The sequence below is a fragment of the Enterococcus sp. DIV0840 genome (genome assembly GCF_050527835.1).
In the GTDB taxonomy this organism is placed as follows: Bacteria; Bacillota; Bacilli; order Lactobacillales; family Enterococcaceae; genus Enterococcus_L; species Enterococcus_L ureasiticus.
The window spans coordinates 990,500-1,015,030 of the sequence record NZ_CP172876.1; the positions used below are offsets into that span (position 1 = coordinate 990,500).

Annotated in this window: 31 protein-coding genes; all 31 read left to right on the forward strand. The window is 32.9% G+C overall.

The window, feature by feature from the left end:
* Positions 1–429 precede the first annotated feature (429 nt).
* Positions 430–627: a hypothetical protein gene (locus IGL98_RS04665; protein ID WP_206911616.1), complete on the forward strand. Its 198-nt coding sequence runs from the start codon at positions 430–432 to the stop codon at positions 625–627.
* Positions 627–797 (forward strand): DUF6906 family protein, encoded by a 171-nt coding sequence (locus IGL98_RS04670; RefSeq protein WP_206911615.1) that lies wholly within the window; start codon positions 627–629, stop codon positions 795–797. Before IGL98_RS04665 ends, IGL98_RS04670 begins: the two co-directional genes overlap by 1 nt.
* A 22-nt stretch (positions 798–819) precedes the next feature.
* Positions 820–1,530, forward strand: a complete 711-nt coding sequence (locus IGL98_RS04675) for a DUF2786 domain-containing protein (RefSeq protein ID WP_206911614.1) — start codon at positions 820–822, stop codon at positions 1,528–1,530.
* A 64-nt stretch (positions 1,531–1,594) separates the two neighbouring features.
* Positions 1,595–2,617, forward strand: a complete 1,023-nt coding sequence (locus tag IGL98_RS04680; protein WP_206911613.1) for a hypothetical protein — start codon at positions 1,595–1,597, stop codon at positions 2,615–2,617.
* 147 nt (positions 2,618–2,764) lie between these two features.
* Complete coding sequence (locus IGL98_RS04685) at positions 2,765–5,161, forward strand: MSCRAMM family protein (RefSeq protein ID WP_206911612.1); 2,397 nt, start codon at positions 2,765–2,767, stop codon at positions 5,159–5,161.
* Between the two features lie 78 nt (positions 5,162–5,239).
* Positions 5,240–5,572, forward strand: coding sequence for a hypothetical protein (locus IGL98_RS04690; RefSeq protein ID WP_206911611.1), 333 nt, complete (start codon positions 5,240–5,242; stop codon positions 5,570–5,572).
* Position 5,573: 1 nt separating this feature from the next.
* A complete protein-coding gene (locus IGL98_RS04695) occupies positions 5,574–5,981 on the forward strand; it encodes a DUF961 family protein (protein ID WP_206911610.1) in 408 nt (135 codons plus the stop codon).
* 145 nt (positions 5,982–6,126) lie between these two features.
* Positions 6,127–6,444 (forward strand): hypothetical protein, encoded by a 318-nt coding sequence (locus tag IGL98_RS04700; RefSeq protein ID WP_339099613.1) that lies wholly within the window; start codon positions 6,127–6,129, stop codon positions 6,442–6,444.
* A 48-nt stretch (positions 6,445–6,492) separates the two neighbouring features.
* Positions 6,493–7,992 (forward strand): cell division protein FtsK, encoded by a 1,500-nt coding sequence (locus IGL98_RS04705; RefSeq protein WP_206911608.1) that lies wholly within the window; start codon positions 6,493–6,495, stop codon positions 7,990–7,992.
* A gap of 11 nt (positions 7,993–8,003) precedes the next feature.
* The gene (locus IGL98_RS04710) at positions 8,004–8,504 is read left to right on the forward strand and encodes a hypothetical protein (protein WP_206911607.1); all 501 of its coding nucleotides are present in this window, start codon (positions 8,004–8,006) and stop codon (positions 8,502–8,504) included.
* A gap of 16 nt (positions 8,505–8,520) precedes the next feature.
* Positions 8,521–8,820, forward strand: a complete 300-nt coding sequence (locus IGL98_RS04715; RefSeq protein WP_206911606.1) for a hypothetical protein — start codon at positions 8,521–8,523, stop codon at positions 8,818–8,820.
* Between the two features lie 8 nt (positions 8,821–8,828).
* Positions 8,829–9,248: a hypothetical protein gene (locus IGL98_RS04720; protein ID WP_206911636.1), complete on the forward strand. Its 420-nt coding sequence runs from the start codon at positions 8,829–8,831 to the stop codon at positions 9,246–9,248.
* Positions 9,249–9,273: 25 nt separating this feature from the next.
* Positions 9,274–9,558 (forward strand): hypothetical protein, encoded by a 285-nt coding sequence (locus IGL98_RS04725; protein ID WP_206911605.1) that lies wholly within the window; start codon positions 9,274–9,276, stop codon positions 9,556–9,558.
* A gap of 270 nt (positions 9,559–9,828) precedes the next feature.
* On the forward strand, positions 9,829–10,113 hold the full coding sequence (locus IGL98_RS04730; protein ID WP_206911604.1) for a hypothetical protein: 285 nt from the start codon (positions 9,829–9,831) through the stop codon (positions 10,111–10,113).
* 6 nt (positions 10,114–10,119) lie between these two features.
* Positions 10,120–11,403 (forward strand): replication initiation factor domain-containing protein, encoded by a 1,284-nt coding sequence (locus tag IGL98_RS04735; protein ID WP_206911603.1) that lies wholly within the window; start codon positions 10,120–10,122, stop codon positions 11,401–11,403.
* Positions 11,404–11,424: 21 nt separating this feature from the next.
* Entirely contained in the window at positions 11,425–12,033 is a 609-nt protein-coding gene (locus tag IGL98_RS04740; protein WP_206911602.1) for a Phi-29-like late activator, read from the forward strand.
* A gap of 79 nt (positions 12,034–12,112) precedes the next feature.
* Positions 12,113–12,667 (forward strand): hypothetical protein, encoded by a 555-nt coding sequence (locus tag IGL98_RS04745; protein ID WP_206911601.1) that lies wholly within the window; start codon positions 12,113–12,115, stop codon positions 12,665–12,667.
* Positions 12,668–13,123, forward strand: coding sequence for a hypothetical protein (locus IGL98_RS04750; protein WP_206911600.1), 456 nt, complete (start codon positions 12,668–12,670; stop codon positions 13,121–13,123). It begins immediately after the preceding gene.
* 34 nt (positions 13,124–13,157) lie between these two features.
* Positions 13,158–13,406 carry a hypothetical protein gene (locus IGL98_RS04755; protein ID WP_206911599.1) on the forward strand — a complete coding sequence of 83 codons (249 nt, stop codon included), beginning with the start codon at positions 13,158–13,160 and terminating at the stop codon, positions 13,404–13,406.
* A 223-nt stretch (positions 13,407–13,629) separates the two neighbouring features.
* Entirely contained in the window at positions 13,630–14,592 is a 963-nt protein-coding gene (locus IGL98_RS04760) for a conjugal transfer protein (protein ID WP_206911598.1), read from the forward strand.
* Between the two features lie 4 nt (positions 14,593–14,596).
* Positions 14,597–14,824 carry a hypothetical protein gene (locus IGL98_RS04765; protein ID WP_206911597.1) on the forward strand — a complete coding sequence of 76 codons (228 nt, stop codon included), beginning with the start codon at positions 14,597–14,599 and terminating at the stop codon, positions 14,822–14,824.
* Positions 14,825–14,834: 10 nt separating this feature from the next.
* Entirely contained in the window at positions 14,835–15,224 is a 390-nt protein-coding gene (locus tag IGL98_RS04770; protein WP_206911596.1) for a TcpE family conjugal transfer membrane protein, read from the forward strand.
* A gap of 14 nt (positions 15,225–15,238) precedes the next feature.
* Positions 15,239–17,743 (forward strand): ATP-binding protein, encoded by a 2,505-nt coding sequence (locus tag IGL98_RS04775; RefSeq protein ID WP_206911595.1) that lies wholly within the window; start codon positions 15,239–15,241, stop codon positions 17,741–17,743.
* Between the two features lie 14 nt (positions 17,744–17,757).
* Entirely contained in the window at positions 17,758–19,581 is a 1,824-nt protein-coding gene (locus IGL98_RS04780; RefSeq protein ID WP_206911594.1) for a hypothetical protein, read from the forward strand.
* A 101-nt stretch (positions 19,582–19,682) separates the two neighbouring features.
* Positions 19,683–20,678 (forward strand): phage tail tip lysozyme, encoded by a 996-nt coding sequence (locus tag IGL98_RS04785; protein WP_242590089.1) that lies wholly within the window; start codon positions 19,683–19,685, stop codon positions 20,676–20,678.
* Between the two features lie 9 nt (positions 20,679–20,687).
* On the forward strand, positions 20,688–20,897 hold the full coding sequence (locus IGL98_RS04790) for a hypothetical protein (RefSeq protein ID WP_206911592.1): 210 nt from the start codon (positions 20,688–20,690) through the stop codon (positions 20,895–20,897).
* 12 nt (positions 20,898–20,909) lie between these two features.
* Positions 20,910–21,434, forward strand: a complete 525-nt coding sequence (locus IGL98_RS04795) for an EF0163 family protein (protein ID WP_206911591.1) — start codon at positions 20,910–20,912, stop codon at positions 21,432–21,434.
* Between the two features lie 302 nt (positions 21,435–21,736).
* Positions 21,737–22,249: a hypothetical protein gene (locus IGL98_RS04800; protein ID WP_206911590.1), complete on the forward strand. Its 513-nt coding sequence runs from the start codon at positions 21,737–21,739 to the stop codon at positions 22,247–22,249.
* 93 nt (positions 22,250–22,342) lie between these two features.
* Positions 22,343–22,528 carry a DUF3173 family protein gene (locus tag IGL98_RS04805; protein WP_206911589.1) on the forward strand — a complete coding sequence of 62 codons (186 nt, stop codon included), beginning with the start codon at positions 22,343–22,345 and terminating at the stop codon, positions 22,526–22,528.
* Between the two features lies 1 nt (position 22,529).
* Positions 22,530–23,687 carry a tyrosine-type recombinase/integrase gene (locus IGL98_RS04810; RefSeq protein WP_206911588.1) on the forward strand — a complete coding sequence of 386 codons (1,158 nt, stop codon included), beginning with the start codon at positions 22,530–22,532 and terminating at the stop codon, positions 23,685–23,687.
* Between the two features lie 79 nt (positions 23,688–23,766).
* On the forward strand, positions 23,767–24,363 hold the full coding sequence (gene recR / locus IGL98_RS04815; protein WP_206846415.1) for a recombination mediator RecR: 597 nt from the start codon (positions 23,767–23,769) through the stop codon (positions 24,361–24,363).
* Positions 24,364–24,531: the final 168 nt, after the last annotated feature.

Here is a 24,531-nt window from a genome sequence, read left to right on the forward strand (position 1 = left end):
TGCTGTGATGTAGATTACATATCTATTAGCCGTTGAACGATGATTCTATGAAACGAATGAGTAGACCTGATTTCATAGCTTTAGAGCGAACTTGCAGGGTTCCTACTAGCAACTGTTATGTTGCACATTCTACTACCATGAATATAAGAATCACTTAAATAATTCAAAATCACAAGTCAAAACAGGATGGAAAAGATTTTTTTCAGAGACTAATTGATTTTGAAAGAACATATTTTGAAGGACATTCTCTAAAGAGTGTCCTTTTTTCTATGTTCTACTAAAGGAAATCTGAATAGGTTTCTTTTGGTAGGGTATAGAAATTTTAGTAGAAAATAAAGGTGATGATAATGAGGAAGAAAGAGGAAAGAGAAAAAGATTTCCAAAACTTTGTTGATGTAGGCGGTTTTTAATTTTTTAGAAAAAGCTGAAATGAAAGAAGTGCAACGAAAAAAAGATAAAGAAAGGGAAAAACAAGAGGTAGACAGTGCTATAGAGTTTCTCGCATATTTAGTATTATTGCTATTCATTATTGCAATAATTTCGGGATGTTATTTTTTAGTTTATTCTGAAACTCCAAAAAGTATTTTAGATAATGTTATTAATTCAATTATGGAAGGAAGATATTAATGAAGCAAGGAAAAAGACCAACAAGAAAACAGAAAGAATTGATTGGACAGCAGAAAATTGGAAATCAATATCTCAATCCAGAAAAATGGTTAGTAAGAAAATTATCAGGAAATGACGTGGTTCTTATTCATAGAGAGACAGGTAAGACAAGATCGATGGTGATGATTTAAATAAAAAAGGAAGGTGATTCTTTTGGGTGAAAAAGACAAAAAATATCAAAAAATAGTAAAAAAAGTTAAAGGCTTATTGGCAATCTCCAGAGATCAACGCAATGATGAAGAGAGCCAATCAGCTTTTCTTTTGGCACAAAAATTAATGATGGAGTATCAAATTAATAAACATGATGTAGAAGAAACAGAAATTGATCAGGACGATATAAATGAAGAAAGCGTGACTATATTTAAAAGAATGTACTGGTGGGAAAGAAAGCTAGGTTCAATTATTGCGAAAAATTTTCGTTTGAAGATGTTCTATGAACGGAAATACGGTAAGAGTAGAATCAAATTCTATGGGTTTGGAAAGGATTTGGAATTAGGCAAGGAAATGTTTATTTTGGCGTATGAGGTCTTGTTATTTCACAGCAAAGAATTTATTAATAATTATTATGAATCTTCATCGCAAAACAGAACTAGATATTTTACTGAAAGCTTAAAAAGTAGTTATATAAGCGGATTTTTACTTGGTTTAGAAAAACGTTTTTCAGAACAAATTTCAGAATTAAGAGAACAGTATGAAGTATTAGTGCTTATTCCGAAGGAGGTTGAAAAATCTTTTAAAGAGTATTCTGCTGATTTTAAATCTTATAGTATTGAAGAACCAGCAATTGAAGTAGGAGAAGCGTATAGAAGAGGTTTTGAAAATGGAAGCGAAATTGATTTCACTAGAAGTACAATTGACGGGTGAAAATCTTAATGTAATGGAAATAATATCAAACATTTGTTAAACTATGTATGAGGAGGAATAAGAAATGAACTTAAAAGAAATGATCAAGAATAAAAAAATTGTAACAGCAAGTATTGTAGTACTGTTAGTGGCTGGTGTTGCCGTAGGTGGTAAAGTTTATGCAGATAATCAAAAAGCTCAAGAACAAGAACGTATTGCAAAAGTTGAAAAAGACCAACAAGCAAAAGAAAAACAGTTAAAAACTGATACTGAAAAAGCAGTAAATGATTTATTTGAAAAAGCTATTATTGATAATAAGGATGCTGAAAAGATTGCAATCAAAAATGATTTAAAGGATGATACTGTCAAAAAAGTTAAGGAACAATATTTTGTTGAAAAAACAAATGATGCGTGGCAAAAAGTTATTAATAATTCTATTGTTAATGCTGATAATCAATTAAAACAAATTGATACAGCAATAAAAGCAGTTGAAAAAGTATTTAAAGATAATAAAGTAGTGAATACAGATCAAAAAAATGTTGATGCTGCTAAAAAAGAAGTCGACAAAATCAAAAATGCCAAAGCTAAAAAAGAATTATCTGATAAATTAGCGAAAGTAAAAGCTGATATTGATAAACAGAATAAAACAAAAGAAGAGAATAAAAAAGAAGCAGAAAAAGCTTCCCAACAAACATCAGAAGCAAAAACGACTACTGATAATGTAGCTACAAAAAACAATAGTTCAGAACAACAAGTAGCAGATGCAACAGGACAACAAACGAACCAAGTTGAACAACAAGCACCACAAAATAATAATGGTCAAGATACAGGTTATTATGAACCACAAGCCCCAGCCACTAATAATGGAACTGGAGCAAATCAAAACGTAACATCAACAGCACCAGAGAATAATGGAAATACAGGAGGAACACAAACACCTACTCCTTCAGATCCAGAGCCAACACCAGAACCAGAGAAACCAGTTGGACCACCAGCAGGTTGGATTGTACCTCCCTATCCTGTTGGAAGCATGGAATTAGTAAATTGGTTAGCAGGTCAAGGTTATAGTGGATATGATCATTCAGATGGTTATATTCGTCCATACTAATTAAATAGTTTTAGGTAGCAACTTCTAAATTAGAGGTTGCTTTTTTTATGCTCAAAAATAATAGAAAGAGGTGAGAGTTATAAGTATTAGGAGCAGAGAACCACCATTAAGATTGTTATTTTTCATACAATAAAATAGGAGGATATTATGAAGAAAATTAATTTTAAGAAGAAAGCAAAATATTTATTTGCTAGTTTAGTTGTTTTAGGTCAAGTGGTCTCAACAACAATTTTACCAGTGGTCGCAAATGCTGGGGTTATTTTTCCAAAAGAAGTAACTGTGGAATATGACAACAATAGGATGTATGTAGCGAAAGGGACAAATTCAGATGGTAGTGCATTTGATGAACGTATTCCGCCGTTATATGCGGTATATGAAGGAAAACGTCAACCGATTTTCTGTATTGAACCTGCAGTACCAATTGTAAATTCAGTAACTCCAGGTTATACGTCAAATCCGTTGCCTGCATTTGCGAATGATCAACGATCAAAATATTTAACAGTTTTGTGGAAGTATGCTGGAGATGATGAAGATACACAGCAAGTTGCACAACTTATGCTTTGGGAACATCAATATGGAAAAACGCTCAATTATTTACGCCGACCAGATGGAAGTTTAATTGATGTTGCTAGTGTAAAAGCAAAAATCAATCAAATCATTACTGATTATGAGAAAAAGCCGAGTTTCGATGGTAAAAAAGTGACTATAAAAGTTGGCGAATCAATGACTTTGACGGATTCTAACAATTCAGGGCTATCTCGATTTGATAATGAGGCATTGAACTCTGCAAAAGTTGATTATTCAATTGATGGTAATAAAATCACCATCACACCTCGAAAGGATTCTAATATTGAAGGAGTGTTACGGCTTTCTAAATCGTTAGATGTAGGAACTCCAGTAGCTTATTCATTAGCAGGTTCACAACAAACAATGGCTGGAGCTATTGATGATCCAAATTGGACTCAAATTAATCTAAAAGTAATTAAAACAGGCGATATTAAGGTAACTAAACTTGATGAAGGTACAGGAGAAGTAGTGCCAAATACCGAGTTTGATATGAAAAATCTTTCAGACGGAAAAACGCAAAAAGTGAAAACAGATGCGAAAGGTGAAGGGCTTCTAAAAGATGTTTACGACGGAACGGAAGTAGAAATTACTGAAACGTTTGTACCTGCTCCTTATATCAAAGCGAAAAACAATACTAAAAAAGTAACAGTTAAAGTTGGTCAAGTAACACCAGTTGAGTTTAGAAATGAACGTGCAACAGGTAAATCAACACTAACAAAGGTTGATAAAACAACTGAAACAGACAAGCCTTTGAATCCTAACTATCCTATGACTGGTGCAAAATATGGTTGGTTTAAAGAGGATGGCAAGTTGGTTAAAGAATTTACATTAGACAAAAATCAAACAGCTACAATCGAGGGACAGCCATTGGCGACTTATTATTGGAAAGAAACCGTTGCTCCAGTTGGTTATGCACTTGATCCAGAAAAACACGTTGTTGTATTGACCTATAAAGATCAAGATACTCCAGTTGTTATTAAAGACAGTAAAAGTAATGAAGATGTTATTCGTATGAATTTTGATGGTCAAAAACTGATTCAAAATGAAACAAACGAAATGTTCAAAAATGATGTTGAGTTTACGCTGACAAACAAGCGAACAGGAGAAACTCACGTTGTTAAAACGGCTACAGTAGACAGTAAAAAAGGATACTTTAGGTTTGCTGACATTGCACTTGATGATTATGTCTTGACTGAAACAAAAGGTGTTGAAGGGTATAAGAATGTTGATCCTATTGAGATTACACATTCTTATGACAAAGAAACGAAAACATTTACCTTCGTTATCAAGGATCAAAAGAGCGGGAATGTATTAAACGAAGAAAAATTCACACAATTAGAATTATCTAAAGGTGAAAATGTGGATTTAGGTACGTATACCCTGAAAGACAAGGCAGAAGTTGTTGAAAAACCAGAAGTGGGTATCTCAACGCAAGCGCATACTGGAGATGGTAAAACTCAGACGTTTATATGGGGTGAAAATGTTAAATTCTATGATGATGTGACTATTACAACTAAGAATATTCCGAAAGGGAGTGTTCTTGTATATGAAACAATTCAAGTAGCTATTTATCCTGATGGAAAAGAAAAAGATGTTTGGTCTTCTGGGAAAGTCGATTTGAAGATGACTGATGAGAAAATGACTGAACGTGTATTGTCAGATTATGACTACAAAAAAGACCCAAAAGGCACACGTTATCGCTTTAAAGAATTAGTGCATAAACCAGTTGAAGCGAAACATAACTTTGACGGCAAAGAAAAAACGCAAGATATCACACCAGTTACAAAAGAAACACCTAAAACACCAGAAACGCCAAAAGAAACACCAAAAGGTTCATTGCCTTACACTGGTGAGCAAATGATGCGTGGCGCTACTGTAGTAGGTCTGTTAGTTCTTTTAGGAGTTGCTGGAGCTATGTTCTTAAAACGTAAGAAATCATATGAAGAAACAGAAAACACAACAGAAGAAAATGAGTAAGAAGAAGTGAAAAAAGCTTCTTCTTTTTTTATTGTTGACAACAAAAATAAATTTAAAAAATAGAAAAGAGGAAAAGAAATGTCAAATAGAATTGCTGGAATCGTACTAAAAGAAAGTCAATTAGGAAATAAAATCAAAGCTACTTATAAAGGTGAAAGAGATGTTTATGTGGATGGATCACCAGTAAAAGGACGTGTATTTACAGCTTCTAGTGAACAACAACCAGACTTTGAAATTATTGTACCTGTTTTGAGAAATTCAGTAGCATTTAAAGGAAGAATGATTGTTCGATTGGTTAAGCCTAGTGTTAGGATCAATGCAAAACGAAATAATATTAATGGCGGAAGTCGAACGATTGATTTGGTTGTGTATGCAGAAAAATTAGAAGTTGTCGAAAAGGGAGGAAAATAAAATGGGATTATTATTTGAAGATCGAATTATTAATGATTTTGATGTAGAAGCTACATTTGGGACTTTAAATTATTTATCTGTTCAACAAATTTTTGAACGAGATTCAGAAAACAATGTAACTGAGGTTGTAAGAGAACAAAATGTAACTCTGTATTCTGAGGAATTAAACGATCAAATTGAAATTGCTATTCCTGCTGACTTTGAATTGTCAGGAATTGCCTATGATGATGAAGTAGTACTTACAGGTCATGTTACTGCGTTAGCGTGGCTTAATTCTTATAAAGGCTACAACGATCAAATCCAGTCTGAACAAGCATTTAAAGTTCGTTCTGCTGGAATTAAAAAAGCGAAAAGTGGGGTAGTTGCACCACCGAATGAAGATAAGAAACCTCAATCTGCAAAAAATTAGGTCTATTAAAATAAAGATGAAAAGGGCATTCCAGTTTTGGAAGTGTCCTTTTTATATAGATTAATCTGTGATTATGAAAAAAACATAGTCAGATATTAGTTTATATAAAAAGTTAGAGAGGAGTTATGCATATAGGAAAAAAGAAATGTTTAAAAAATTGAAAAGAAAGGAGAATTTTTTGAGTACATTAGATAAGCAACCCTATGAAACAATCTATTACAATTTTAAGAAACAGTTACAACAATTCTTTGATACAAAATTTGAATCAGATAGAAAAAGACAATATTTTGATGCTTTTTTTAATCTCTCAAATGCTTGTCAGGAATTTAGAAAGGAATTATTTTTACTAGATGATCCAATCCCACAAGATCAAGCGGAACAGTTGATATCTAGTAAATTTGATACGGCAAAGCATGAAATTTGGAAACAAGCAACACAATTTTTTAAAGAGAAAGGGTTTTAATAAATGATTGAAATTATTAAAGATTCTGAATGAGATTGGTGGAATTAAATGCTAAAGAAGATATTCAAATATCGTGGTAGGCGTATTCGTCATTCCAGTAGAAAGTTACTTTTGTATTATCAACTTGCATTATTTGCTCCTATATTTGCGTTATTGGGTTATTTTATTGGCTACAAACAAATTTATCCATTAGTTGATGCTGGAACAAAAGAGTGGCAAGCGTATGTATTACCTATTGCAACGATCCTTATTGTAACGGTTGTATCAAATATCCTTATTTTGTTACTAAAACGAATTTCAATTGTACGTGATGGCTATTTTGCAAGAGTAGAACAACGTCAAATTTTAGCTAAAATGGTGATTGATAACACGTATTACAACAAAGTACAGAAAAAAACGAGTGAGGGAAAAACGAAAGAAAAAATTATTTTCCCGAAAATCTATTACCGAAAACGAAAAGAAACGTTTGAAGTTGCTTTTGAAACAAAAGGCAATAAATTTCAAGATAAATTTTTAACGATTGGAGGATTTTTGGAAACGGCATTAACTGCCGATATGATAAAAAAAGTCGATGAAAAGGGATTTATTGTCTATGAATTAAGAGCGAATGTGTATAACAAACGAATTTCTATTCGAGAAATGGTTGCTGACAAAGGAAAAGTTCAGTTGATGAAGGGGCTATATTGGTATTTTGATAAAGACCCACATTTATTGCTAGGCGGTGGTACTGGTGGAGGAAAGACGTTCACGTTGCTATCGCTTATTTATGCATTAGTTCGAGTGGCAGATATTGAGATTTGTGATCCAAAACGTTCTGATTTGATGGCATTAGGGAAATTACCTTTGTTTGAAGGGAAAGTTCATAGTGGCAAAGACATGGTTACCTGTTTAAAAAATGCTGTATCAGAAATGAATGATCGTTTTGAAGAAATGAACACCTCACCTAAGTACAAAATGGGTAAAAACTATGCTTATTATGGATTGAAACCTAAATTTATAGTCATTGATGAGTTCGCTGCATGGATGGCTGAACTATCCAATGATTTTAAAACAGCAGGAGAAGTAGAAGAATACTTAACTCAAATTGTGTTAAAAGCTCGTCAATGCGGTATCTTTCTTATTGTTGCAATGCAACGTCCAGATGGTGAGTTTATCAAAACTGCTCTACGAGATAACTTTATGTTCCGTATGTCTGTGGGGCGTTTAAGTGAAACTGGTAACTGGATGATTTTTGGTGATGAAAATAAAAACAAGAATTTCAAATTTGTTGAAAAAGTTGACGGTGAAGTTGTTTATGGTCGTGGCTACGTTGCCAAAGGCGGAGATGTGGCTAGTGAACTTTATAGTCCGTTTGTTCCTAGTGATTTTGATTTTATCGAGGAATTTTTGAAAATTAGTGATGAACTAGGATATGAACGAATTGCAGAAGCAGAAGTTCAAAAACTATCTGAAACAATTGAAAAAACATTTGATAGAGAAGCTTTAGCTGTAGCATCAAGTGGAAACGAGGAAAAAGCGTTTCTTGATGAATTAAGTCAAAAATATTAGGGGGAACAAAAGTGTATAGTCAAAATGAATTGTTAAAAAGATTGAAAATGGATATTTTTAAGGAAGTTGAAACTCAGTATACTGCAAGTGATTTAAATAAAAGATTTAATCTTTTATATGTTAAAACAAATGGTTTTGCTGATTTGATGGCAAGAGTGAAAAAAGATGGTTTAACAGATTATCACTTTGAAGACTATGCAGAATATCAAGACTTATTTGTAGATGAAATTGTAACTGAAGTTTTAGCTCTATTAAAAAAAGTTCCATCGAAAACAATTGAAGAATATCTTACAGAAGTTAAAAGAGAAGTATTCAAAGAGGTTATAAGAAATGGAACGAATGAAACACTTGATCGAGTTGAATTTGATGATCGATATAAGAGTGCCGAAAATTACAAGCTAATGCTAAAATCTGTAAAACAAATGGCAGATGTCGAAGGTGTTATTTACAATGATGATTTTGATATTTTAATTGCTAGTGATGTTACTGCATTGATCGATGAATTATTGTAAATGGAGGTGAGTTATATTGCAATTTAAATCAGAAAATCATTTACGTGATTATTGGGAAATAGGGAGAGAGAGAATTCGGAGAAAGTTCTTAGATCAATCAAAAAAAGAAGGCAGAAGTGAAGACGATGAAGGAGTTCGGAATTTTTTTGAGTTTTGGTTTAGTTTCACATTTCGGCAAGATTTAGACCACATTTGTTATTTGTATAACAAAGAAAACAAATATAGAACTACTGTTGAAGTGGATCGTTATGTCGAAAATAATTTAGAGCCTAAAGCAGAAATTGTGTGGAAAGATTATACCAGTAAGCGTAGGTGATGGTTGCTGTGTATTCATTTGATGAAGTAATTCAAGAACTTAATTTTGCTATCAGTTTAAAAACTTTGAAAAATTGGGCAAATAAAGTTGAAAAATTAACGGATACTAGGTTTGTAAGACAGTATGCAAAAAATACTGCTGGTAGATCATATGGTTATAAGGTGTTTAGTTTTGATCAAGTAGAACAGTTTAAAAATTTAGTTTCCATGAGAAAGCAAAATATTTCTGTTGATGAAGCAATAAAAACCATTTTTATGTCAGTTGAAGAAAAGGAACAAAAAGAAACTATTGAAGTTAGTAAGAAAGAATTTAATGAATTACGTAACGATACAAAACAATTGATTGAATTGACTAAAAAGGTACTGGATGAAAATGGTAATTTGAAGAAGCAAATCCTAGAACTGAAAAATGAGAATTGTAACATCTAAGTATCTATTAAAAAGGAGTCAAGATATGGAAATTAAATCAGAAAACCATTTACGAGAATACTGGAATAGTAAATGTGAAGAAATGAAATTAGAGTGTTTGCAAAAATTTAATAAAAAAGGGATATCTAAGGATGATGTTAGAATGATCGATTTTCTTGAGTTTTTCAATAACTCTAGTAGTAAACACTTAGAGACACTGATAGAACGCTGGAAAAATAAAGAAATCGAAACGGTCTATACGGTAGATAGTTTTTTTGAGATTGGCTTTGGTTTTGGAGTAGAAAAAATGCTCATAGCTAAAAGTCGTTGAGGATTGATATGTTTTTCGTAAGTGAGGTTAGGGGCGGTGCCGTCAGGCACCTGCCCCTAACCTCACTGTATACGTAAAAACATATCGTATATCCTCACGTACTTTTAGCTGAACTGTTTACCCCCGTTTTATAATATGGGGGTAGAAATTAAATTATAACGTAAAATAGTCGCTGTAACTCCTTGCTTAACAAGGGATTGAGCGATTTTTATTTTGTCACATTTTTTACAGTAGTTTGTCACATTATCCAAAAAGAAAGGTTTGAGGAAAATGAATACGATAAATATAGATCAAATAAAACAAGAAATAAAAGATATCGTTGTTCCTGAAATAATTCATGAATTTGAATGGCTAAATGCTAGAGAAGCTGGGTTTTATGAAATGTATGAAACGGATGATGAAGTGTTACGGATGAAGAAAAATTTATATCACCGTTTCGTGGATGGTGCTATTCCAATTGTTGAGAGTTCTGGAATAAAAGAACGGTATCAAGCTTTAATTAAGCTATCGCTTCGTAAAAGAGTTAATAATCTAGCATCAAAAAGAGGTGTTTAGATTTAAGTGGATGGTGTAGGGTTGAAGCGATATAGAAAAGAGTTAGGAATTAAGCAAAGCGAATTAGCCGTAAGGCTAGAAGTAGAACGCAGTTTAATTTCAAAAATTGAATCAGGTCAACGTACAATTTCAAAAACGGTGGAGAAAAAAATTAAAAAGGTTTTGCATTTGAATGGCGGTGTAAACTCAGTTGAAGCGAAAATTGATTTCTTGCGTGTCCGTTTTAAAACATTGGATATACAAACTGTGATTGAAAAAGTGTTACACATGGATATGAATTGGTTCACTCATGAAAATAGAGGTTTTTATCACTATACCGAAACATTTTATTATGGATCGATTAGGATATTCAGAAATCCAGAAGATAGTAACATGGGGATCATGTTGGATTTATCTGGCGAAGGTTGTCGTCAATTAGAACAAATTTTTGAAGAGGACAATGACCGATCATGGACGGAATTTTTCTGGTCGCTGTATGAAGATGATTTGTTTGGTCAAGGAATGGTTGTTGATACAAAAATAACACGTATCGATATTGCATTAGACGAGCTGATCGTAGAAGGCGAAGAAAATTTTGATTTATATAATCTCAAAGAAAAAATGGAACAAGGGTTAGTTGATACAACATTTAAAAATTTTGATTTTAACGGTGGATGTTCTTATGAAGGTGGAAAAATGGTAAATAAAGGATTGTCTCTTTATTTCGGCAGTAGACAATCACCGTTATATTTCAACTTTTATCAAAAGGACTATGAGTTGGCAAAAAAAGAAAAAATGTCAGTCGAAGATGCTCGATTGAAACATGAAGTTAAAAACCGATATGAAATTCGTTTAGCCGATGAAAAAGCGTTCCTATTTGTTGAATATTTTTTATCAAGTGGTGAAAGCTTAGATTGGCTAGTGAAGGAAATTATCAATGCTTCACTAAATGTTTATGAAATTGAAAATGAGATGAAAGTTTTCTGTCAGTCATGGTATAACGTCATTGATAAAATGGAGGGTTTAAAGCTTTCTGTGAAAGGCGAAAAACCGAGTATTGAAAAAACACTTCGTTGGTTAACAAATTATCTAGCACCTTCCCTAAAAATGATAAAACTGATTGATAATTACATGGGAACGAACGAATTGATGGAGCGTATTGATCTGGCGGAACTAAAAGAAAAGCATGAAGAAATGATTGACATGGTTTGTGTCGATGCAAAAGATTTACTTTTAGGCAATGGAAATAATAGTGATCTAAGAGGATATATGAGTCAAGAGTTCGATTTAGAAGAAGAATATGCTTTCTAAAAAATGAAAGGAGAGATATTTATGAGTCAAGAACTTGCTACAAAATTTACACGAGAAGTTCGTCAAAAAGTAGAGCTAGTAAAAATGACAAATAGTTTATTGGAAAGGACAATGGAAGATATCAAAACTCTAGATGAAGGAGGCGATTTGACCATTCCATTTTTGAAAAAAACATTTGAAAATTGCTTTTTTGAAATTGAAGAGCGCGAAAAAGAGAGTAAAAGATTTCGTCATTTATTCTCTGTGTATGAAAAAGACATTCAGAATGTAGATAAAGGAGTTTGGGAGGAATATTTTAATGCTTTAAAATATTATAGTTTTAGGGTTGCTAATTTCTGTGATATTCGTAAAAAATATAAAAATTATCGACCAAAAAATAAAAGTGAACTGGAAGCAAAAGTAAGAAAGTTATTGTTAGCGAAAAATTTTGTACCAGATAGTTATTTTGAAGGTGATTATGCAACGTGGATCGGTGTGTATGCCCGTCCAAAAGATAAGCCAACATATTTAGATGCAAACAATGAAGAAGAGTACTTGTTGCAAGAGAAGTATAGTCAAAATGGATTTAAACAAGATTTCTCGGAATGGTTTGAATGGAAAGTTGTTAATAATGAATTGATAGAACAATAAAATTTGTTGAATTTTTTTGGAAAACAGCTGTTATCGAATAGCTGTTTTTTTTATTTTGAAAAATTAGGGAGGTGTTTCAATGGTTCGATATTTAAATGAAGAATTAAGCAAAGAATATTTTGTGAATACTTATATCCAATTATTCAGGAAGCTTTTATTGATTGGTGATGCAAAGAAAATGACTGCTCGTGAAGAATCATTGTTAGAACTAGAAAAAGAATCAAGTGAGTTGTTTTATGATTCATTTACTAAACAACACGGGCGATCACCAGATCAAGATGTTCTGTCTGAGCAAGTAAAAACTAATTTTCTGAAACGTTCTCACTTATTTAAAAGGTCTTCTCAAATTATAGATGAAGAAAATTTTATCTTATCTCACTTGGACCAATTAAAGCGAATGAATCAGATGAAGCGTGAAATGTTTGTTGAAGATGGCTATGGACATATTTTAGAGCGAGAAAAGAAAATAGCTCGTGATTATTTCAGGAAGCATGATGATTACCCTGAGGGATATGAAGAGTTAATTATTAGTCGATCAATTACTGCTGTTAATAGAGGACTCGAAAGGCTTCTAATTGATTTTAGAGACAATTTTAAATCCTATTATCGAAATTACATGAGGAGGGTTAACTAAATGGGGTCAAGGAATATCATGCCTGTTTTCAGAGAGCAAAGTGACTTCTTTAAAAAATATTCTAAGCGATCGGTTGTTGAAATGTTGTCATTACATGGTTTTGTAGTCAATGAAACAACGATTGATGATGAAGATATTGTCCATTTTGAAGACCACAAAAAATTTGTTTTCGAAAATATTGGAATAGATGATATCTCTTTTAATGTGAAACGAGAATTTGTTGCAGAATATCCGTTAACAGCTATTACCAGTGTTTTCGTTGAAGGGCGTTATATTCGGAAGCCAACTGGAGAAAAAATGTATAGTAGCTATTACTACTATTTTTATAAAAGTGGTTATTTACCAAACGGTGCTACTATTAATGGTCGTGTTTATGCTGATAGAGTCATTAAGTCAGTATTTTTGAGAACATTTGAAAAACAGTTATTGATGTTTAGTGAAAAAAACTTGAATTAATAGTTAAACATTAAAAATAGAAAGGGAGGCGAAAATGAAGTTAAGTCAGTTAAGAAATTTTCTCTCTGCGTTGGATGATGACTTTGAAGTCAGAGTTTCGGTAGAAGGATATAAAGAAAATTCAATGAGAGATTTTAGTTATGTAGAAGGGCGATCACAGATTTTGGATGGGGTAAGTATTGAAGGGAACGTTCTTGTTTTAAAAGGAGTTAAAAATACAAAAAAAGAATTGGAAGGAATGTTAAATGGTGGATCAGAAAAAACGAATTACCAAAAAAAATAGTAGTGAAAGACGATTTGATAATTTAATTAATCGTCCTTTTTTGATCTTAGCTAGTAGTGCAATGATGATATTTTTTCTACAAGTACCATTTGCAATGAATATTTTTGTGCCGTGTTCTTTTTTTTATTCTATTTTTCTTTGCACAAGAAAAATATATAGAATACTAATTGACTTGGGATCAAGAAATCTAATCAATAATAATGGGAAGGAGAAGTAACACTGTATGAATTGGAAAAAAATTAAAAAGAAAGAAAAAGTAGAAAAAACACCAAAAGTCAAAAAAGTGTCAAGAAAAAAAGCGACCACCGCTGTTTCGATCAGCTTTGTTGCACTGCTGATGTTTTCTGGTGTTGCTGTTGTGCGTTCTAATGTAATGGCTACAAATATGTCAGAAACAGTTAAAAAAGTAGAGATGCTGGAAAAACAGGAAAAGCCACAAGAAACAAAAGAAATTGATGTGGTTAGTTTGTCACACTATGTTAAAGGGTTTATGAAAGAGTATATCACCTATGATTCCGAAGAAAAAGATACTGAGAAGCGTTTTAAACGTTTGTCCTCATATGTTTCATTTGATGTCGGACAATTAGATGAAGGGATCAAAGGCAAATACAAACGGACCATGAAAAGTGTCGAATTATCAGAGGTAGAAAAGTCTTCTGAAAGTTTGTTAGCGCATGTGACGATAAGTTATGAAGAAAAATTGGAAAAGAAAACGATTCAAAAGAGTGAAGTGTTGGTATTGCCGATTGTTGAAAAAGATGGATTGTATGCGATTGTCTCACGTCCATATGTTTTAGCATTGGATATGCCTAAAGGAAAGACAGCTCCATTAGAAACAGTAAAAAAACCATTGGATGTTGATGATAAAGAACGAAAAAAAATTGAAACATTCTTAGTATTGTTTTTCGGGAAGTATGCAGAAGGGACGAAAGAAGAACTTGCTTTGTTAATGAAAGAACCAGTATTAACTACAGGTTCTATGAAGTTAAAAGAGTTAGAAAAAGGCTCGTTGAATTTCTTTGAGACCAATGACAAAGAATCACAAGGGGTACAAGTTTCAGCAGTTTTTGAAGATAAAGAAACAAAAAGGACACATACAGAGAATTTCACGTTATGGATTGGAGAAACAGAAAATTCTCGATTTATTTATACACTTAAACATTATTTTACAGAAAGTAGGGAGTAAGTAGATGAACGTTACTAATTTAGATAGTTTTTTAAAAGGTGGATTTATCACAATTGTTTCAGCTGTAGTGATTGGAATGATTATGAAACACTGGAAGGGTGCAGAGTGGTTAAAGATTGGCTCAACTATTTTAATTGCTTTAGTGGTAATGGATTTCGCTAACAATCAGGGGAAAACAGTATTAGGTTTGGTTAAATGGATTACAAGTCTATTTGGAGTTAATTTCAAGTAAGGAGAAAGCAATGAAATATTATGATTACAGTAGGGGATTAAAAGCCCCTTATCAAATACAAGTTATACGGTCGCCAAAAGGAAAGTTGTTATGGGCATTTTCTCAGCCTATAGGACTTTCTTATTTTCTTGTCTATTTTTTATTCTTTGTTTTATTTTTAATGCTGGGACAAGTTTATACGTTTCCTATATTTTTTGATATTAATGTAAATTTGATTATTTTATTTTTTATACCACACAAGATCGCACGTTGGTATTCAGAAACAGAAATTGATGGAAAAAAGGGGCTGGTATATGTCATGGATGTATTTTCTTATATTCGAGAATTCGTCATTGATAGCCGATGTATTTATCGCTTTGAACGCGTGAAAGAAGTGGAAGAGTTCTCATTTGAAAGATAGTAAGGAGGAAAAGAATGTTATTAGAATATCCGCTACGAGCGGAAACGCATAAAAATATTGTGTTAACCAAAGAAAAGGTTGCTATCGCTTATTATCGGATTAAAAGCGAAACAGTCATGTTGACAGATGGAGAAAAGAAAGAAAAAACAAAACGTAAGGTCGCAAGAGCGTTGAAACGTTTGTCAGGAAATAAAGGGGTTGAGGTTACATTATCTCCTGTGAATACAGATATACGAGGGAAAATGGGCGCATTGCGTTCTATCATTGATCAAAGTAACTATAAGGTCGGTGTCGATAAATTAAAGCAAACTGTTGTTGCTTTGGAAAAAGAAATGGGAATGGTGTATGAGTATTGTTGGTTAGTTGGTGTTCCGCTAAGTAAAGCAGAAATAGCCGTTGATTTTAAGGAGGGAATACGCCAGCGTACCGACTCATTTTCGGAAAAAGTGGTGAATGGTTTAGGCTTAGAAGTAGAGCTGGACGAAGGGTGGGGTAGAAAATACAAGGAACAAGAAAATGAAGTCTTTCAAAATTTATCCGAATTGTTGGCGGAACGACTAACAGAAGATGAATTGTATTATTATCAAGCCTATCAATTCTTAAAGAATATTCCGCATGAACGAAAAGACGTTATGACGTGCCAGTCAGTGGACAATTTAATGGATACGAGAATAAAACCATTGTTTGGTGGTGGATTGAAATTATCTTCTGGTTATGGAGAAAGCTTTGTTGATGCCTTACCGATCGGCGATATGGGGGTCTTTTTAGATGGCAACCATTTATTAGAGATAGTTCAAAAAATGCCGTTTCCTGTTGAAGTGAAGATTGGTAGTTTATTTAGTGAACGTAGTGGTCAATTAGGATTAACAGGTCGTAGTTCAAGAGCTAAAACTCGGACAAAAAACATTATGCAAGAAGCGAAAATAGCTGGTTCTAAACAAAAAAGAAAAATCATGGAAGGTCAGTTGTCTTTAGATGATTTAGACCAGCAAATAGATGATGGTAAAGATATTTTAGATTGGTCAGCCTATCTAATTGTGACTGGTGCAACGAAAAAACAAATGAAAGCCCGTAAAAAATATCTATTGAATCGTTTTGATGGTTTTGGTATTCCGTTATGGAAGGCAACGTTTGATACACCGTATATTTACCAATCTACGTTATTTGGAAATTTTATCCGTATGAAGCCTTCTAAATGGCAACATACAAGTACAGTAGATAGTTTTGCAGAATTAAATTTCTTTACGTCTTTGCGATCTGGAACAAATTTAGGATTCTATTTTGGGCGTGTGGATAGCACGTTAGAAGAAAAAGAAGATAGAGAATCTATTATTGCTAGTTCAAAAAATTTGATCTATTTGAATATGCTTCTGTCTAATAAGCAAGGTATAAAAGGGAAGAAAACAAATAATCCTCATATTGCTTTAACAGGCGATACAGGGAATGGAAAATCTGTAACAGCGAAAAAATTATTTATGGAATGTGCTTTATTGAAAGATAAAGTATTGTATATTGACCCTAAAAAAGAAATGCGTAGGCAATTCATGCATACGATTAATGATCCAGAGTATCGTAAAAAATATCCATTGGATGTTGAGTTTATTGAGTCTTTTAATTTTGTAACGTTAGATGTCAGAAACAAAGATAATCGAGGAGTTCTTGATCCTATCGTATTATTTGATCCAACAGAAGCAATTAGTACAGCGAAAGCAATGTTGACGAATATTTATGAAGGTACGTGGGATTTAAAACAAAAAACAGCCATTAATGAAGCTATTTCCAAAATTATTGAGGAACGAGTAAAAGGAAAACAGGTTGGTTTCTGGCATGTGATTGAAGAATTCAAGAGTGATGAAAACGAAAATGTACGAGATATGGGACGTTATTTGACTTCTACGATTAAAGGCTCCATTTTAGAGCTGGCATTTTCTAATGGTGATATAGAAGGACTTTCCTTTGATAAAAAGGTCACTATTTTAGAAATTCAAGATTTAGATTTGCCAAAAGAAAAAGGTGAAGTATTAGATGAAAATAAACGTCTCTCGGTAACGTTGATGTTTGCATTGGGAATGTTTTGTAGTAAGTTTGGTTCTCGTGATCCTAAAGAAGAAACAATTGTTTTCTTTGATGAAAGTTGGATTTTCCAATCTTCTTCCGAAGGGAAAGGGATTCTAAAATCAATGAAACGTGTTGGACGTTCTCAAAATAACTTCTTAGTCCTGATTACACAATCTGTAGAAGATTTGGATGATAACGAAGACGGAACAGGATTCGGTATGGTAATTTGTTTTGATGAAGTGAACAATCGTGAAGGAATTCTGAAACATTTAAACCTACCGATAAATGAAATTAATTTGAAATGGGTATCGAATATGGTGCAAGGACAGTGTCTATTTAAAGATATGTTTGGTCAAATTAATCGTGTTGTTGTTCATGTGTTGTTTGATGAGTGGCTAGAACTGTTCAAAACAGTTGATGATACAGATGCTTCGATCATGGAAAATCAATTTGTTGCATAGAAGGGGGAATAGATATGAATTATTTGATTGATAGCTATGCTCCTTATCTGGCAGATGGTGGTGTTCTTGGGAAGCTTGCGGAAGGGATAAATTGGCTATTTGTCGATATGCCTTTTTTTATTTTGCGATTATTTACTTCTGGTGTATTGATACAACAACAGTTATTAGATCAAACAGATTTAATCATGTCAAAACAACAAGAGGCCTATACGCTTTCTGTGGAAATTTTAAAGAATTTTGGTGGTAAAGAAATTACAAAAGGAAGTATTCTAGCGTTGCTAATCCTTTTGAGTGCTTATTACCTTCTTTATAATTTCTTTGTGAGCAAGAAAAGTTTTAGCAAGGTTTTGCTTCACTATCTGGCTGTATTTGTACTTTTTGTATTTTGGTTTGGATCAATTGCTATACCTTCGGGTTCACAATCTGGTGGGCTATTTTTAGTGGAAAGTGTCTCGAATGTTGCGACAGCCGTTAAAAATAATTTTACTAGTGGTTCTAATGATTTTTCTAACGTTAGTTCGGAACAAGCAATAGATGATACGCCACTGTTTAATGCGACAATTAAGCAAACCTTTTATTACGTAAACACAGGATCATTAGACGGTGAGATGGAAAATGGTAAGAAGATAGACGAGAAAAAACTATTAATGCCCAGTGGGTTATCCAAAGAAAAGAAAAAGACGTTTGAACAGGATCGTAAAAAGTACATTGATAGTATAAAAGAAGATAATCCTTATGTTCAGGTTAGTTTGGATAAAACAATGGAGAAGCTTGTGGCAATTTTTACAGGTGGAGTTAATACAATGGTTACGTCATATCCATCATTGTATGTAAATGCGATGTTAAGCGTGATACAGTTGATTATTACATTATTGATCATTGTTGCGCCAGTCTTTTTTTTACTATCGTTTGTACCAGCTTGTCAGTCGATGCTATTTAAGTTCTTTAAATTGTTGATTGGGTTACTATTCTTTCCAGTTGTTTTAGGTGTCTTCTTAGCGGTGTTCTTTTGGGCTAATAAAGTGATCGATACGATTTATTTAAATGCAATGAAATTAGTTGCTACGCCTATTCTAACTCTAATGACAGGCGGTATTTTTATTTTAGTTAGTAATTTTGTGTTGATTATCATTAAATACTTTCTGTATAAATCTATTTGGAAAAATAAATATGAATTATTAGGATTTTTTACAGATGGTCAAGTTGAACAACCAGAAATACTACAGAAAACAGAAGAAAAAATGGAAGAAAAGAAAGAGCGTGCCAAAGAGATTGGGGTTGGAGGTGTAGAATTAGCAGCGGGTGCCTATACGGGTAATCAAATGTTAATGATGGATGGTGCTAATAAACTAATGCCAAACGATAAAGCAATGAATTTAGGGCGCTATAACTTTAAAGATAGCGACATGAACGAACCAGAGGGACAAAATGGATTGGATGAATGGGTAGAAAATCAAGAAGATTCACCAACGATTCCATCAGAAAGCCCTACAGAAGATGTTGAATTTGTCGAAATAGACGATGATTCTACGAATGGTATTGAGTCGAAAATAGAATTGGAAGACGTTAATGTTGATCGTGGTTTAGTAGATGATAAGATGCCTGAAATGTACACGGATGTAACAGAAGAAAGCTTAGAAGATGGAACAACAGTGTCGGTTGATAATTTAGATGAAATTAGTTTAGAATCAAGTGATGAAATAAATGAATTAAAAGAACTAGAACAAGTGGAAAAAGAAACTGTGGTTGAAAGGGACGAATACGAACTAGACAAAGAATTTCCAGAAGATATATTTTTTGGGAAAGAAATAGAAAGTGAATTAAACGATGAAGACTGATAATGATTCAGTCTTTTTTCGTTTTTTTTGGAGGTGAAGGAGTGAAAAAGATTAGTGTTGCTTTGTTTGTGTTCTTTCTGCCTGTCATAATTATTATTGTTATGATAGCTGGGTCGCCAGAAGATGGGACAACAACAGATTTATCACCACAAACAGATCAAGAAAAAGTTGCGTTTGAAGTGTATCAATTTGTATTAAAAAATGGTGGGACGAAAGAATTTGCTAGTGCGTGGTTAGGAAATATGGAACATGAAAGTGGTTTAATTCCTAGTCGTATACAAAGTGATTTGCCATTTCAAGATGCTATAGCATTCAATCCAAGTCTGGGTGGATATGCAATGGGATTGGCTCAATGGGATAGTGGTAGACGAGTTAATCTGCTAAATTTTGCCAAAGAACAGAAAAAAGATTGGAAAGATATTGCGGTCCAACTTGATTTTGCATGGAACCATGATTCCTCTGATAGTATGCTGTTGAAGAAATTTTCTAAAGGAACAGATATTAACCAAATAACAATTGATATCTTGGTTCATTGGGAACGTGCAGGGACAAAATTTGATCCAATTCAACAAGCACAACGAAAAACAAGTGCAAACAATTGGTACAATCGTCTTTCTAAAGGAAGTCAAGGTGGTGGTTCAGCAAATGTTGGTGGTGGCAAAATTGATGTACTGGAAACAAAAATGGGACAACAAGTATATAACGGTGAATGTTATGGATTGACAAGTTTTTATGTCGATAGTTTCAATACAGGGATTCATTTAGGCGCTGGAAGTCCTAATGGTATTTCAGGTAATGTTGGTGAAACAATTAGTGCTTCATTGATTGGGTCAAGTTATGCTTGGGAAAGTAACGGATGGACTGTTGTACACAATCCTAGTTATTCTGATATCAAAGCTGGCGATATTATCAATTGGGGACAAGGCGGTGGTGCAACCAGTATTTATGGTCACACAGGAATTATCGCTAGTGTATCAGGTGACAATGAGTTTACTACGTATGAGCAAAATTCAGGTCAAGGACGGATTTGTGCTAAATATAATCTTACGTGGGGTGTGAATTTTCCTAATGTAACAAGTATTATAAGGAAAAAATAGGAGGAAATTATGTTTGGAAAGCAAAAGGTGTTAACAAGAAAACAAGTAAAAGAGGTATGTGTAAGATTTAAATGCAATAAAAATGAGTTTGTGGCTAGAAAGTTTGAGGATGGCTATTTGGTAACTGTGAGAAGTAAGGAATATCGAGTTAAATTTTCAGAAGGCTTTAGTCCAAAAATTGTTTATGCAAAAGAAGTTCAACGAGTAGTAAAGAAATAAGGGGGATGGATAATGAAAAAAATTATATTATCTTTTGTGGCAGTTTTATTTATAGTTGGTTTAATAGCATGTAAGCAAGAAAAAAAAGAAGTAAAAACAACAGAAACAGCTACTTTAGAAATGAAACAAGTTGAGGGAACAGAAAATGATTCTAATATACGTAGTGAAATAACAGAGACAAAAGATCCCAGTGTAAATAGTAAAAAAGAATCAGTAGACATTGAAAAGCTGTTAAATGAATTTGGTGAAGCTTATGCGAACTATGATAGTATCAATGATCGAAACAGTAAATTAAAAAAAGTTATGACAGATAAATGTATTAGAATGAATGGAATTAACTTTGATTCTGCGGTTATGATGGCTTCAAGAGGTGAAGTTGTTAGTATTTATCAGCCAATTGATGGAGAAAAGGACCAATACTTTATTTTACTGAACTGTCAGCAGAATGGTTCGGAAGTGAGGGTTTTGTTACTAGTGAAAGTTAAAGATGGCAAAGTAGCGGAAATGACCTATAACACAGTCAAGCAAGAGTATTAAGTGAAAAAAACTATTTAATAAGAAAAGAGGATTTAAGATGAAAAAATATATAATGTTGAGGATTTAAAAGAAAAAGGTTTTAGTTCAGAAGTTGTTGAAAGAACGTTGTCCAGAGTATGCTTCAAAAGGGAATGTGAAAACAATTGATGAATGGCTGAGGTCATAAAATTAAATATAATGGAATCAAAAGTGTTGTGGAGCTTTTAAGTATGTTGTCTTTTTAACGTAAAGGTAAATATCTCAGGCTAGACAAAGAGAACGTAAGTTCGTATAATTATGCTATCTTAAAGGATGGTGTTTTTATGACGGATAGACCAGATTTGCTAGATACTTATTTTATGCGATACGAAGATCGAAAAATGAAAAAGTGGATGACAGCATTTGCTTTAGGAGAACTTACTGCGGCAATAACAAAAGGAAAAAATGAAGCTTTGAAAAATATTACTAGGTTGCCGCAGCAAGAACTTTCATACATAGAGCAATGCTTAGAACGTTCCATTACACAAAATAAGGTACTTGAGATACAACTTAATTCTCGCGATCACCTTGGAAGAGTTAAAGATCATGTATTTGGAACCTTTCGAGGGTTTGTTGATTTAGATACTATAGTAATTAATACAACCAGTGGTACAAATCAATATGATCAATATATAGATTTTACTGATATTAGGCATGTGATTATTCATAATTTTACAAAGTGGTCTAACAAACATAATGATAGTGATAATCCTTACGAGGATATCGAACTTGAAATCACAAAAGAGATAGAGGATTTTTGCGATGAATATTTTAACGATGGTGATTTTATTGAGTGAGAGATAAGTTTGTAGTTGAATAAAAATAGTTGTAATTGAAGCTACCTTGAAATAAGGAAGCTTTTTTATTTTTTAAATGAAAGGTGTGGTAAAATGAAAACCATAACTACAAAAGACATTGAGAGTCATGGTTTTAACTCAACGCAAGCAAGAAGAATTTTCCGAAGTGCAAAACGATATATGGTGGTTGAAAAAGGTTGTAACTTTTATGCTGGAAAGAAAGTACAACGTGTTCCATTATATGCTGTTGAATTGCAGTTGGGTATGGAGTTGAATTGACATGGCAAAGATACAAAATGTTTATAAAGATAAAAAATCAAAAAAATGGTTTTATAAAAAAAGATTGCCCAAAAATAATATATTAGGAAAAGAATGGGCAATAAAAAAAGGTTTTGAATCTGCAAGTGAAGCAAAAGAAATGCTAAACATTTTTTTAAATGATTTAGAAAAAAGAACTATAGAAAATGTTAATACCAATAAAGTGGAATTTATGGATTTTTTTGAATCTGTAGCGATTCCTCATTTTGAACGTTCCTTAAAAGCTAGTACATTTAGAAACCGTATGTTTATCTATAAATATTATTTTCCATATTTTAGTGGACATAAAATTGCGGATATACAGAAAAAAGATATTGCTAATTTTAAAGATTATTTGCAGAAAAAAACTAATTCTAATGGAGAGACTTTATCTTCACACTATATTAACAATGTTTTAATCGGTGTCAATCAGGTACTTGATTTAGCTGTTGAAAGAGAGATAATCACTGAAAATGTTGGTCATGATGTGAAAAGAGTTAAGGAATATTCGAAGCGTGAAATATCTTATTGGACTGTAAATGAATTTAATAATTTTTTTAATTCAATATCTGAATACAAATATATTGATGTGATGAGAAGAGCAGGATTTTATACTTTATTTTTTAGTGGTTTACGAGTAGGTGAACTAATGGCTCGGAAGTGGACAGATATTGATTGGGAAAAAGGATCGATTTATATTAACAGTACTTTAGATTACAGAAATAAAATTAATTGGACCGCTAGTCCAATGGATGGAGCTAAAACTTTTGGAAGTAAAGGCTGGGTTAAACTATCTCCTAAAAACTTAGAATTACTTAAAAAATGGAAAAGCCAACAACAACTTGTGGGAGATATGGAATATATATTTATGTATGATGGTAGTATGTATGCTATAAGAAACTGGAAACTTTGGCAAAATCAAATAATAGATAAATATAATATCGAGAAAGAGAAAGGCGATCGGCTTAGAAAAATACGTACACATGATTTTAGAGATAGTCATGCCATGTGGTTGTTAAGTATGGGCGTTGACATAAAGACCATACAAAAACGTCTCAGACATGAGAATGCTAAAACAACTATGAGTTATTATCTTGATAAAATACAAGAAAATGAAACGAATGTACTTGAATTATATTAATTGTTTTGTTACCCTTTTTGTTACCTTAACCAAAAAATCATTCTTTGAATGATTGATATGAAAGGAATTGTTGGAAAATATGCACTATCCAGAACCTATCGCCAAATTAGTCGAAAGTTACATGAAATTACCAGGTATCGGTCAAAAAACGGCCGTTCGTTTGGCTTTTTATACACTTGATATGAAAGAAGAAGATGTTAATGCTTTTGCTAAAGCCTTGATCAGTGTGAAACGTGATCTACATTTTTGCAGTATTTGTGGGAATATCACAGAAGAAGATCCTTGTGATATTTGTCAGGATACAACTAGAGACCGTAGTATTATTTTAGTCGTTGAAGAATCAAAAGATGTTATGGCTATGGAAAAAATGCGTGAATACCATGGTCTTTATCATGTGCTTCATGGTGTACTGTCACCAATGGAAGGAACTGGTCCAGAAGATATCAATATTGCTTCATTGATTCAACGTCTCCATGATGATGAAGTGAACGAAGTCATCATTGCGACAAATGCTACCACAGAAGGAGAAGCGACTGCAATGTATCTTTCTCGATTGATTAAACCAGCAGGAATCACAGTGACAAGATTAGCGCACGGATTATCTGTCGGCAGCGATATTGAGTATGCAGATGAAGTAACTTTATTAAAAGCGGTAGAAGGACGACGAGAACTTTAGAATAGAAAAGATTACGAAAAAAGTCTATAACTGAAAGTAAGTTATAAACAAACGTGACATTAAAATCTTGAATTGAATACGATACTTCAAATCGAAACAATACCACGCCCCAAAGATGACCTAAAAAGTAAAGAAAAAATGATTCAGAGAAATTTTCCCTGAATCATT